Here is a 12,668-nt window from a genome sequence, read left to right on the forward strand (position 1 = left end):
ATTAATACCTCCGCTTTTTGTCTTTCATTTCTGTAAGGAATTGTTCGTAATGCTTATAACGGCTTTCGGAAATCATTCCCTCCGCCTTGGCTGCAAGCACCCGGCAACCTGGTTCGTGCGTATGGGTGCAGCCTCGGAACTTACACTGATCGGCATATTGAGCGAACTCCCGGAAGCAAGTGGATAACTCCTCCACACCAATCTCCAGGAAGTCCAGTTGGCTGAATCCCGGCGTATCGGCGACAAAGCCACCATTATCCAGCGGTATGAGCTCCACGTGCCTGGTGGTGTGTTTCCCTCGGCCAAGGCGCATGCTGATTGCACTGGTCTCCAGAGTTAGACCTGGCATCAAGGCATTCAGCATCGAAGATTTACCTACACCGGATTGCCCGGAGAATACGCTAATCTTGCCGGCAAGGCGCTCCTTGAGCAGTTCATTGCCTTCACCGGTTCGTGAACTGGTAGAGATAACTTCATATCCAATTCGCTCATACATAGCTTTTACTTCAGCCACTGTATCACGGGCATCGTTTTCTGGATCAGCCAGGTCCTGCTTCGTGAGCACAATCAGTGCATCCAGTCCAGCTTGTTCGATATGTACCAGGAATTTGTCCAACAGATTGAGATTCATGTCCGGTTCCTTAACGGAAAATAACAGAACAGCCAGACTTACATTGGCAACAGGTGGACGAATTAACTCCGTTTCACGTTTGCGAATCTCATCTACTGTTCCTTCTCCGTTCTCTGTCAGCATATAGCTGACTCGGTCACCCACAAGTGGTGAAGTACCCCGTTTTCTGAAGATACCTCTGGCCCGGCATTGAACGGCGGAGCCTTCAACCGAAGGCACCCCGCTGTCTTCCAGTGGCATGACATAATAGTAACCGCTTAGCGCTTTAACGATGATACCTTCTGGCATAGCTCCGTCGCCCTCCTTTAATTTACAGTACATTTACCCTGAACGTCGGCAATAAGCCGCCCTTATGGACGGCTTGATGCGTTAACGACTTCCTTTTTCTTATCTTTTCCCTTGGCGAGACCATTTCCGTTCTTCATCGCAGAAGTATCTGCCTCGCCATTTTCCCCTTCACCCTCAACAGGTGTATCCGGTTCACCTTCCTGATTCGTATCCACGGTGCCTTCATCATCACCACCACCGCCTTGTTCAGGCTCCTCCGTTGTTGGAGGGGGGTCTGCACCCTTCTCAGGCTCAATGGTAGGCATAACTACCGTTCCGTTTTTGGCATCACTATAGGACACCAGATACGTATCCAAGAATTGGCCATCTCGGTAGACAGAGACAACACCGTCGACGTTTGGTGCCAGAATAAGCGGAATTGTCAGCGTTTGAGCAGACTTGATTGTCCGGGTCCCCCATTCTTGACTTTTGCCACGAGCATCTTCGAAAGTAATTCGAATTTTGCTGCTCTTTCCTATTTCTTTTGGCGAAACGTTAATGTTATAGGCGTAGTTCAATGCCTCTGGCGGATATCCAGTACTAATGAAAATGGTAATTTTGTCACCAGGATTCACGTCTGCACCGGCTTCCACAGGCCATTGCTGTGTCACTTTGCCTTTATCTACAGTGTAGCTCGACTCTTCCTGAACTTGAGCAAGGATTAAGCCGGCGGATTTGAGCATACTCTCCGCCTCACTTCGAGTATGGTTTTTCAAATCCGGCATTTTTATCGTTTCGGAGCCTTTGCTAACGGTTAGAACAATTTCTGTCGCTTCAGGATCAAATTCTTCATTGAATCCAGGGGTCTGGGAGATCACATTCCCGGATGCAATGTCATTCGAGAAATCATCCTTGCGTTTGATCTGATCCCCGTTGATGCCAAGAGCGATCAACTTCTTGACAGCCTCATCATAGGTATTGCCTTCGACGCTGATCATTTTGGTCAGTTCTTTTTCCGCCCCAACACTCAGCTGGACCTCAGAGCCTTCTTTGACGATATCGCCTTCATTCCTGCTCTGATCGAACACAATACCCGGATCAACGCCTTCCTTGTACTCCCGTATGACATTATCACTGACAACAAGCCCGTTGTCTTGCAACATTTGACGTGCCTTTTCTTCGGTCTGACTCACAACATTGGGCACCTTCACATCTGGCACAACAAGCATGCCTTTCACGTACCACACAACTCCAACCATCGCGATAAGAATAAGCACGGTCAACGAGATCAGCAGCGCTGGCTTCTTCCAGTTCTTTGTTTTGGGTTTGCCATTGTTGTTATCTTGGTCAGACTCCATCACGGGTATAGCACCTGTGGATGTAACTCCACGCGGCTCCGGCTTGATCGCCGGCATAACACGGGTCTGATCGATATCATCCTCATCCGGAAAATTAATCTTCGTTTCATTACGTCTTTCCGGCATCAGGCAGGTTTCCAGATCCGTCTGCATTTCTTTAGCGGATTGGTAACGCTCCTGCGGATTTTTGCGCATGGATTTCAGAATAACGTTCTCCACGCTTTGCGGGATAAGCGGATTGAATTTGCGCGGTTCATCAAACTCTTCCTGCAAATGCTTCAAAGCAACGCTAATTGGACTCTCTCCCAGGAACGGAAGCTGCCCAGTCAGCATTTGATAGAGTACTATACCAAGAGAATATAAGTCCGACTTCTCGCCAGTCACGATGCCTTTGGCATGCTCAGGTGAGAAGTAATGTACGGAACCGACCACTGAGCCGGTCTGAGTAATCGTTGTGGACGTAACCGCACGGGCAATCCCGAAATCCGTTACTTTCACACGGCCATTACGACCAATCAATATATTATGGGGTTTGATATCCCGATGAATGATCTGATTATGATGTGCATGATCGAGAGCATCTGCAATCTGGGAGGCGATTCGAACGGCCTCGTCCACCTGCAGAGGCGCCCGTTCTTTAATAATTTCATTCAGGTTTTTGCCTTCAACATATTCCATGACAATATAATGAACGTCATCTTCCTGCCCTACATCATAAACACTAACTACGTTAGGATGTGACAGCGAAGCTGCTGATTGTGCTTCTCTGCGGAAACGGCGGATAAACTCTTCGTCATGAACAAATTGCTGCCGTAACACTTTGATGGCAACGTTCCGGTTGAGCAACAGGTCCTGGGCCTTATACACAAGAGCCATGCCGCCACCGCCGACACGCTCGATCACTTCATAGCGTCCGCCTAGCTGGTGCCCAATCATGACTCACACCCCGTTTCCGATATCACGGAACCTTCCTTTTGCAGTTCGAATAATGCCACCGTGATATTGTCATCTCCTCCAGCAAGCAAAGCCAGCTGAAGCAAGCGATCCGCACGATCTTCCAATGCCAGTTCCAGATTACCTGCGACCTGAATGATCTGCTCATTGCTGACCAGATTACTAAGCCCGTCACTGCACAGGAGAAGAACTTCGCCTTCTTCCAATTTGACGGTATCCAGATCCACCTTCACTTCCGCGTCTGTCCCAAGTGCACGTGTCAGCACATTGCGACGCGGATGATGAGAGACATCTTCTTTGCTGATCTGACCATTTTTGAACAATTCATTGACCAGTGTATGGTCCTCGGTCAACTGGATGACATTCTTGTTTGCAATTTTGTATGCTCTGCTGTCACCGATGTGACCAATAACACCTTCCGTATCATTCAATAATGCCGCAACCACGGTAGTCCCCATGTTGTGGTAATTATCATCCGAGGAGGCAGTACGGAAGATCACTTCGTTGGCATGCAAAATAGCATCGCTCAATGCGGCTGACAAAGACGCATGTGAAAGACCCGGCTCAAGCGTTCCCAGATCCTGCACCAACGTCTCTACCGCCAGGCGGCTCGCAGTATCTCCTGCAAGATGTCCGCCCATACCATCGGCAACAATACCCAGAATATAACCTGTATCGAGATTTCGAATCCAGGCTGAATCTTCATTCACCGAACGCACCCGTCCGATATGGCTCACATGAACTGTTTTGATCAAAACGTTCTCACCTCAACTCCATATGCTTTGCACGAAGCTGACCGCAAGCGGCAGCAATATCATGTCCCTGTTCACGACGAATGGTTACATTAACACCCTGCTCCGAGAGAATCTTCTGAAAATTAAAAATATCGCTTCTGGATGTTCTTACGTACTTGCGCTCAGGTACATGGTTGACCGGAATCAGGTTCACGTGGCACAGCATGTTCTTAAGCACGCTTGCCAGTTCTGCCGCATGTTCCGGCTGATCATTCACACCACCGATAAGTGCGTACTCAAACGTAATTCTGCGACCCGTTTTCGCCAAGTAATAACGCAACGACTCCATTACATCCTCAAAAGGAAAACGGCGGTTTACCGGCATCAATTTGGAACGCAATGCATCATTAGGCGCATGGATGGAGATCGCCAGGTTAATCTGTGTATCTTCATCTGCAAACTTGTAAATGTTCGGTACGATTCCACTTGTGGACACCGTGATATGGCGCTGACCGATATTCAGCCCTTTTTCGTGAATCATGATACGCAGGAACGTCATTGTTGCTTCATAGTTCTCAAAAGGTTCACCTGAACCCATGATTACGATGCTGCTGACCCGCTCACCGCGTTCGTCCAAAATTTTCTGGGCTTGCACAACCTGAGCGACAATTTCCCCAGCCGTAAGGTTACGTTTCAGTCCGCCCAGCGTGGATGCACAGAACGTGCAGCCAATCCGGCAGCCAACCTGTGTTGTTACACAGATGCTGTTACCATAGTTGTGCTTCATGATAACTGTTTCGATCGCATGATCATCATGCAGACCGAACAGGAATTTCACCGTTCCATCCTTGGATTCAAATTTCGTAATTTCAGTAAGTGTAACGAATTCAAATTGTTCAGTCAGCTTTTCACGCAGCGCTTTGGACAGGTTCGTCATTTCACTGAAATCATTCACACGTTTCACATAAATCCAGTCGAAGATCTGACCACCGCGAAAAGCCGGCTCCCCGTTCTCAACAGCCCACTGTTGCAGCTCCTCCAGGGAATAATCATATATAAAAGGTTTCATTTTGTTGTCAACACCTATTCCTTCTTTTCTTTTCATTCTTCCTATTCTATCACAAAGACCACTTTACATCCATGTATACCCTTGATGCCTGTACTTCATGCATTATAACACCTCAGTGCCTGCATCGCACCCTATCATCACTTTTTACTGATGTTAAACCTTGAGGCTAATCACAAAGAAATCCGCCGAAGTTCCCCTCGGCGGCTATCCTTCAGTGCTCTATTAAACTGTTAATCCGCTATCCTTGTCAACCTGGCAATGAAAAATCCGTCACTGTGAGCGTACTGTGGCAGGATCTGCACGCCACCGTTCACAACCTTCCACTCGGCTGTTTCCAGACCAGACCAGGCAGACTCTTCAGCCGCCTTGTATTCCGGATGCCGGTCCAAAAAGTCAGCAACTCTATGCTCGTTCTCCGCAGGCTCGATTGTACACGTACTATACACCAGAATACCACCTGGCTTTAATAGCGGTGCAACCCGATCCAACAGTTCACGTTGCAGATTGGAGATATCGTGGATATCTTCCACAGTTTTGGTCCATTTGACATCCGGCTTGCGGCGAATAACACCTAGACCGGAACATGGCGCATCCAGCAGAATACGGTCAAATGATGCCTCCGGATAACGCGCATCCAGATCAAGCGCATCACCTGTCACAGCATCAATGCAGCTGAGTCCCAGACGATCTGCCTGATCCATGATCAACTGACGTTTGTGAGCATGTACATCATTGGCCACAATCCGTCCACGGTCCTGCATTTTCTCAGCCATATGGGCTGTCTTTCCGCCGGGAGCTGCACAACAGTCCAATACAGTCTGACCTTCTTCAGGCCCAACTGCCTCGGCTACAAGCATGGAACTTTCATCTTGAACGGACAGCAAGCCATCCCGATACCAGGACGTAAGAGCCATGTTGCCACCACTGCGAACGAGAATACCGTCTGGACTAAGTCGGGAAGGTTCCACGATCGCACCCGTGCTCACCATCTCTTGCATCAGTTTCTCACGTGTAGTCATTGTCGTGTTCACACGAACACTAACCGCAGGCGGTTCATTATTTGCACGACAGATCGCTTCCGCTGTCTCTTCGCCATATTGACTGATCCAGCGTTCGACCATCCACAGCGGGTGAGAATGTTCCAGTGAGATACGTTCAGCAGCGGGCAGATGTTCAGGGATGCGCAGCTCATCACGATTGCGAATCATGTTCCGCAGAACGCCATTCACCATACCGGAGATGCCCTGATGACCCAATTTCTTAGCCAAATTGACGGCTTCACTCACTACCGCGTGTTCTGGAATACGGTCCAGATATAACATCTGGTACACGCTGATGCGCAGCAGGCTGCGAACCCAAGGTTGCAGCTTGGATACACCTTTGGCTACATAGCGTTCCAGATAATAATCAAGGGTATTCCGTCTCGCGATCGTACCATAGACTAATTCTGTAGCCAGTCCGGCATCTGCCGGACTTAGCTCGGCCTCTTTCAGACGCCGGTTCAGCTCAAGGTTGCTGTAAGCTCCTTCTTGCTCAACGGCGCTCAGTACCTTTACGGCGAGTGCACGAGCAGATGTTTTGGGCCGTTCGGAACGCGAGGCACCATTTGCCGAAGATGGGGATGCAGATGAATTTCCTGCACGACCCGGTTTTCCTGTGCTTGGACGACGTTGGTTTCCTCCGCGCCCGGATGCATCTCCTGCGACTTTATGACTATTTCCTGATGGACGGCCCGGTGTATTTCCGCTCATTGCAGCACCGTTCCTGGTTTCAGGGTACCACCACGGGCAAAGTCAGCAGCTTGCATTACTTTTTTGCCCGCGGGCTGAACCTCAGTAAGCCAGAGAGAACCGTCACCTGTGCGAACTTCAATCCCGTTTTTGCCCAATTGTAACACCGTTCCCGGCTCAGCTTGTCCAGCATCCGAAGACGAGAGTACATCCGCCTGCTTCGGATTTGCTGCTGCCCAGACCTTGAAGACCTGATCATCCCACATCGTAAATGCACCCGAGAACGGCACAAGACCGCGAATCTGATTGAACAATTCACGCGACGTGCGATTCCAGTCCATCTTCTCGTCATCCCGAGTCAGATTACGTGCATACGAAGCCTCGGCTTCATCCTGTGGGACAGCCGTTGTTTCGCCAGCAACCAGCCGCGGCATTTCTTCCTGAAGCAATTTGGAACCCGCTTCGCTGAGCTTTACAAACATGGATCCTGATGTATCTTCATCCGTAATCGCCACTTCCACACGTGAGATCATATCTCCCGTATCCAAGCCTTCCGCCATAAACATCAGCGTAACTCCCGTCACTGGCTCTCCATTAATAATGGAACGTTGAATCGGGGCACCACCGCGATATTTTGGCAAAAGAGAGCCATGCACGTTCACACAACCACGAACAGGCATATCCAGCACAGCCTTGGGCAGAATCTGCCCAAAAGCCGCAGTCACAATCAGATCCGGTTTCCATTCAGCCAATCGGGCTACAGCTTCTGGAGCACGCAGTTTCACTGGTTGAAATACAGGCAGGCCGTGGCGTTCTGCCGCAGCCTTGACTGGTGTTGGTGTAAGCACCTTTTTACGTCCCTGTGGTTTATCCGGCTGTGTCACTACCCCAACCACGTTATATCCCTCGGCAATAAGCATATCGAGAGATGGAACTGCAAATTCAGGCGTTCCCATAAAAACAATATTCAAATCGATCACTCCTTAGTTACGACGCGGCCCAGTTTGATCGGCTGCAATTTCGTACACTTTTTCAGCAATATCCGTAAAGAGCACGCCATCCAAATGGTCAATCTCATGTTGGAATGCGCGTGACAACAGCCCGCTGCCCGTAATAATCAGTTCCTTGCCTTCGCGGTCCAGCCCTTTGACTGTAACCGTCTCAAAACGACGCACATCACCGTTAATGCCAGGGATACTCAAGCAGCCTTCGGGTCCAAATTGCTCTCCCTCACTCGAAATAATCTCCGGATTGATCATCTTGATCAGCCCCTGCTCATCTCCGCAATCGATCACAATAAGCCGTTTCAAAATACCAACCTGTGGTGCAGCCAGACCTACGCCTTCAGCGTCATACATTGTATCTGCCATATCATCCAGCAGTTTCTGTACATTAGGTGTAACTTTAGTTACTTCTTTAGCTCTTTTGTGTAGTACCTCATCCGGTTCTTTCACGATAATACGAATCGACATGTTGTAAGCACCTTCCTAATCCTCATCATAATTTCAGGACATCAGGCTCATTTCAAAAATAGTACTGATTTTCTGCTATGTAGCAGGTATCAAAAACTGATTTTAAGATCGAGCCATCATTCATGTTGTTTTTAATCTATGTTTATACCGCTTGTTTACATCCGCATTTTAATACAAATGCTCACATTAACATTTGCGGGTCTACATCCAGACTAATTTGCAGTTTTTGCGCCTGAACATCGTCGTCCATGCGCCGGGCCGTCGCGAGCGCCAGTCCAATGGCGTCGACATCCCCCCGCCATTTTATCATACATTGGAATCTGTATCTATTCTTGATCCGAGGAATTGGTGAGGCTACCGGGCCAAGCACGTCAAAGGCATCGTTGCTGAAACGATCCAAACTGCCTAACCAGCCAGCAGCATTTGCCTTTTCTTTCAGTATTCGTGTGTAGTTCTCAGCCAGCCGGATCAGTACCGGAAGCTGCTCATGTGAGAAGGTCACCAAAATCAGGCGACAGTAAGGCGGGTACTGCAAATTGCGCCGATGCAATAATTCCTCCCGGACAAACGAAACATAGTCATGCTGGCTCGCATGCCCAATCGAATAGTGCTCTGGTGTATAGGACTGAACGAACACCTCGCCCGGCAGTTGATGTCGACCTGCACGGCCCGCCACCTGGGTGAGCAGCTGAAATGTTTTTTCGGCAGCCCGAAAATCTGGCAAATTAAGTGCCGAGTCTGCTGTGATGACTCCAACCAAGGTGACATCAGGAAAATCAAGCCCTTTGGCAACCATCTGGGTACCCAACAATACGTCTGCCTTTTTCTCACGAAACTGCTTCAACAACTTCTCATGCGAACCTTTTTCGCTCGTTGTATCCACGTCCATCCGAATGACGCGAATACCCGGGAACAGCTTCGCCAATTCTTCCTCTACCCGCTGCGTACCTGTACCGAAATATCGAATATGCTCACTTCCGCAATCCGGGCACACTTCTGGTGCTGCTTCCGCATATCCACAATAGTGACAACGAAGATTATTGGAGCGCTGATGATAGGTTAATGAAATATCACACTCGGGACAGCCTGCAACGTATCCACAACTGCGACACATCACAAAGGTGGAATAGCCACGTCGATTCAGCAGAAGCACGGTCTGTTCCCCGCGTTCCAACCGCTCTTCCAATCCTTTGTGCAAGGCGCGGCTGAACATCGAGCGATTTCCGTCCTTCAACTCTTCGCGCATATCAACAATCCGTACCTCCGGCAGCTTATTACCAAGTGCGCGGGTAGGCATCTCCAACAAAAGTGGTGCAAAATCATCATTGCTCTGTGAACGGGCAGCATAGTAACTTTCCAGCGAAGGTGTCGCTGAACCCAGGACAACGACCGCCTGATGCTGCTGTGCTCTTTTTACCGCTACATCACGGGCATGATATTTCGGGGTTTCTTCCTGTTTATATGAAGTCTCGTGCTCCTCGTCCATAATGATCAGACCAAGACGACTAAACGGAGCAAAGACTGCTGAACGGGCGCCAATGGCAACTTTCACCTGACCTTCCCGAATTTTGCGCCACTCATCATAACGCTCTCCACCAGACAGACGACTATGCATCACAGCAACCTGATCACCAAAACGTCCTTTAAAACGCTCAACCATCTGCGGTGTCAATGCAATCTCAGGTACAAGCACAATTGCCTGTCGATCCTGTTCAATACAGCGCTGAATGGTCTGGAGGTATACTTCCGTCTTACCACTGCCTGTTACACCATGAAGCAAAAAGACGCCATGGCGCCTTTCCTGCAATCGACCATTAATATTGTTATAGACATGCTGCTGCTCTTCGGTCAGATTCAATGGCTCGGTCGCACGGAACTTACGGCCTTGATAGGGGTCACGAAAGACTTCGACGTCCTCCGTTACAACCAGCCCTTTCTCCTCCAGACCTTTGACTGTAGCCGCTGATACCTGAAGTGTGGACAGCAATTCTTTCATCGCCATCGGCAACAGTTCTTTCATTTCCAGCAAGAAAGCCAAAACTTCCTTCTGTCGTTGTGCCTTTGCCGGGAATGAATTCAATGCCTCTTCCGCAGCCGCTACATCCACAGCAAGGTCAATGGATTTCATCGTTTTTTTATTCAGCTTGTCCTTAATTGCCTGGCTTTCCAGCAGGACACCACTGAGTAATAACTTCTTGATCAGCACAGCATGATTGGGGTATTTACGACTCAGTTGTTGTAAGGGAACCTGCCCACGACTCTTCACAAAACGAATAATGTCTTGCTGCACCTTTTCTGAAGTCGACTCTTCTCCCCACACAAAAAGAACTTCTTCGCCTGACGCCGAACCTGCCATTTGTCCATCCAGCGCATCTCCAAGGGAGATATACCGTTCTGCTTTCCCTTTCAGCGCAGTCGGTACCATCACCTGTAAAGACAAAATGCGGTTGCTGGCATAACGTTCACTCATCCATTCGGCCAATTCAACCAAATCTTCTGACAACGGCGGAACGATATCCAGCAATTCCTGAATCGGTTTGAGTTTGAATTTCTCCGTACCCGTGCGAGGTACCAGATCAATCACGAAACCCTGCACCGTCCGATGACCAAAAGGTACACCTACCCTGCTGCCAATCTCAATCCATTCACGCATGGATTCCGGCACCAAATAATCAAACGGCCGGTCCGTTTCCTTCACAGGAACATCGACAATAACCTTGGCGATCTCCATATTAATTCCTCCCGGCAATGCGCTCCGCCGCAATCGAAAGCAACCGGCGAGCCACCTCTTCCTTGGCCACCACCTGAAGCTCTTCCACCAAACCTTCACGGTCATAGATGTGCACCGCGTTGGTATCTGTTCCAAATCCGGCACCCGCCTGGGTGACATCATTGGCTACGATCAGATCACAGTTTTTCCGTTCCAGTTTCTCACGTGCATACATTTCTAATGAATTTGTTTCCGCAGCAAAACCAATCAAAAATTGATGGCTCTTCTGCTTACCCAGCGTTTCAAGAATATCTATATTTTTAATAAGTTCAAGCGATAATGTATCGCCTTTCTTCTTGATTTTCTCTGTGTACACTTCCTTGGGGCGATAATCCGCAACAGCTGCGGCCTTAACCACGATATCTGCATTATCCCATTGGCTTGCTACCGCATCATACATATCCTGCGCTGACTGCACCGGGATCACCTGTACATTCGCCGGTGGCTGAACCTGGGTATTCCCCATAACCAAAGTCACATCTGCCCCCAGATCACGCGCTGCCGCTGCAATGGCAAAACCCATTTTTCCTGAGGAATCATTGGTAATGTACCTTACAGGATCAATGCGTTCTATGGTACCTCCTGCAGTGACCACAACCTTCTTCCCGCTCAACAAAGAAAGCTGTTCATTACGTTCCCGTTTAACAGATTCCTGCTGTTCAAAAAAACGTTCCACCACATCGACAATCGTCTCTGGTTCTTCCAACCGTCCTTTACCCACATACCCACATGCCAGTTGACCTTCACCCGGTTCAATCATCATGGTTCCGCGCTCGGTTAACAGGCACATATTATGCTGTACCGCCGGATGATCATACATATGTACATTCATCGCTGGCGCAATCATCACCGGAGCAGTGGTTGCAAGCAAGGTTGTTGAGAGCATATCATCTGCCATCCCATGTGCCATTTTGGCAATCACATTGGCTGTTGCCGGAGCAACCAACACAAGATCGGCCATATCAGCCAGATGAATATGCGAGACGACCGAAGGCTCCCGTTCATCAAATGTATCACTATATACTACATTTCGGGTCAAGGTTTGCAGCGTTAATTCGGTAATAAACTGTTTCGCGGAATTCGTCATAATGACATGAACGTCCGCTCCTTTTTGCACCAGCCTGCTGCATAATGTAGCCGCCTTGTATGCGGCTATGCCGCCAGTCACACCAAGCACGATTTTTTTACCGTTCAACATGGTTATCCCCCCGATATATACGACCTTTATAAGGATGAATAGAGAAAAAAATAACAACCTCGCGGTTGTCAAATAAATCCGGCTTGCGCCGTATGCAGTTGAAGAGCAGCCGCAGGCGGCTTACTCTTCTTCCTCTTCGTCCTGTCCTTTGATGACAACGAGCAGATCACCATAAATTTCTTCAAGTGCAACGCCAACCTGTTTATGGGATCTGGCATTTCTCAAATCCGTTTTCTCACCTTCACGAAGCTGTCTTGCCCGGCGGGAAGCGGCAACAACAAGGGAATACTTGCTGTCGACTTTGTTCATCATTTCATCAATAGAAGGATACAGCATATTTACAAAACACCTCTTTGCATTAGTATAATCACAATTCGCCGCCTGACGGAATCATGGTGCACCGCTGGATACGCTAACCAGACTGGTGCTACTCTCATATATCCTATGACAGCAGCTCCACTGATTATCGCATTTTGCGGCGGCAA

General features: G+C 48.9%; 10 protein-coding genes. All 10 read right to left on the reverse strand.

Annotated features, from left to right (window positions below; all coding sequences use genetic code 11):
• Position 1: 1 nt before the first annotated feature.
• Positions 2-919, reverse strand: coding sequence for a ribosome small subunit-dependent GTPase A (gene rsgA, locus BUA17_RS24950; protein WP_072735348.1), 918 nt, complete (start codon positions 917-919; stop codon positions 2-4).
• A 62-nt stretch (positions 920-981) separates the two neighbouring features.
• Positions 982-3,192, reverse strand: coding sequence for a Stk1 family PASTA domain-containing Ser/Thr kinase (gene pknB, locus BUA17_RS24955; protein ID WP_072735349.1), 2,211 nt, complete (start codon positions 3,190-3,192; stop codon positions 982-984).
• Positions 3,189-3,965 (reverse strand): Stp1/IreP family PP2C-type Ser/Thr phosphatase, encoded by a 777-nt coding sequence (locus BUA17_RS24960; protein ID WP_064636613.1) that lies wholly within the window; start codon positions 3,963-3,965, stop codon positions 3,189-3,191. Before BUA17_RS24960 ends, pknB begins: the two co-directional genes overlap by 4 nt.
• 7 nt (positions 3,966-3,972) lie before the next feature.
• Positions 3,973-5,013, reverse strand: a complete 1,041-nt coding sequence (gene rlmN, locus BUA17_RS24965) for a dual-specificity RNA methyltransferase RlmN (protein ID WP_063565754.1) — start codon at positions 5,011-5,013, stop codon at positions 3,973-3,975.
• 230 nt (positions 5,014-5,243) lie between these two features.
• On the reverse strand, positions 5,244-6,764 hold the full coding sequence (gene rsmB, locus BUA17_RS24970; RefSeq protein ID WP_072735350.1) for a 16S rRNA (cytosine(967)-C(5))-methyltransferase RsmB: 1,521 nt from the start codon (positions 6,762-6,764) through the stop codon (positions 5,244-5,246).
• On the reverse strand, positions 6,761-7,714 hold the full coding sequence (fmt, locus tag BUA17_RS24975) for a methionyl-tRNA formyltransferase (RefSeq protein WP_063565603.1): 954 nt from the start codon (positions 7,712-7,714) through the stop codon (positions 6,761-6,763). The genes rsmB and fmt overlap by 4 nt, the downstream gene beginning before the upstream one ends.
• Positions 7,715-7,726: 12 nt before the next feature.
• Positions 7,727-8,215, reverse strand: a complete 489-nt coding sequence (gene def, locus BUA17_RS24980; protein WP_024631117.1) for a peptide deformylase — start codon at positions 8,213-8,215, stop codon at positions 7,727-7,729.
• Positions 8,216-8,396: 181 nt separating this feature from the next.
• Positions 8,397-10,946 carry a primosomal protein N' gene (gene priA / locus BUA17_RS24985; protein ID WP_072735351.1) on the reverse strand — a complete coding sequence of 850 codons (2,550 nt, stop codon included), beginning with the start codon at positions 10,944-10,946 and terminating at the stop codon, positions 8,397-8,399.
• Position 10,947: 1 nt separating this feature from the next.
• Entirely contained in the window at positions 10,948-12,183 is a 1,236-nt protein-coding gene (coaBC, locus tag BUA17_RS24990) for a bifunctional phosphopantothenoylcysteine decarboxylase/phosphopantothenate--cysteine ligase CoaBC (protein ID WP_072735352.1), read from the reverse strand.
• Between the two features lie 120 nt (positions 12,184-12,303).
• A complete protein-coding gene (rpoZ, locus tag BUA17_RS24995) occupies positions 12,304-12,519 on the reverse strand; it encodes a DNA-directed RNA polymerase subunit omega (protein ID WP_024631120.1) in 216 nt (71 codons plus the stop codon).
• Positions 12,520-12,668: the final 149 nt, after the last annotated feature.

Origin of the sequence: Paenibacillus sp. ov031, from assembly GCF_900143165.1 — a bacterium.
GTDB classification, from domain to species: domain Bacteria; phylum Bacillota; class Bacilli; order Paenibacillales; family Paenibacillaceae; genus Paenibacillus; species Paenibacillus marchantiae.

Coding starts and splice junctions, on each gene's coding strand:
- rsgA (WP_072735348.1), bottom strand. CDS start 919: ATGCCAGAAGGTATCATCGTTAAAGCGCTAAGCGGTTACTATTATGTC.
- pknB (WP_072735349.1), bottom strand. CDS start 3,192: ATGATTGGGCACCAGCTAGGCGGACGCTATGAAGTGATCGAGCGTGTC.
- rlmN (WP_063565754.1), bottom strand. CDS start 5,013: ATGAAACCTTTTATATATGATTATTCCCTGGAGGAGCTGCAACAGTGG.
- rsmB (WP_072735350.1), bottom strand. CDS start 6,764: ATGAGCGGAAATACACCGGGCCGTCCATCAGGAAATAGTCATAAAGTC.
- def (WP_024631117.1), bottom strand. CDS start 8,215: ATGTCGATTCGTATTATCGTGAAAGAACCGGATGAGGTACTACACAAA.
- priA (WP_072735351.1), bottom strand. CDS start 10,946: ATGGAGATCGCCAAGGTTATTGTCGATGTTCCTGTGAAGGAAACGGAC.
- coaBC (WP_072735352.1), bottom strand. CDS start 12,183: ATGTTGAACGGTAAAAAAATCGTGCTTGGTGTGACTGGCGGCATAGCC.
- rpoZ (WP_024631120.1), bottom strand. CDS start 12,519: ATGCTGTATCCTTCTATTGATGAAATGATGAACAAAGTCGACAGCAAG.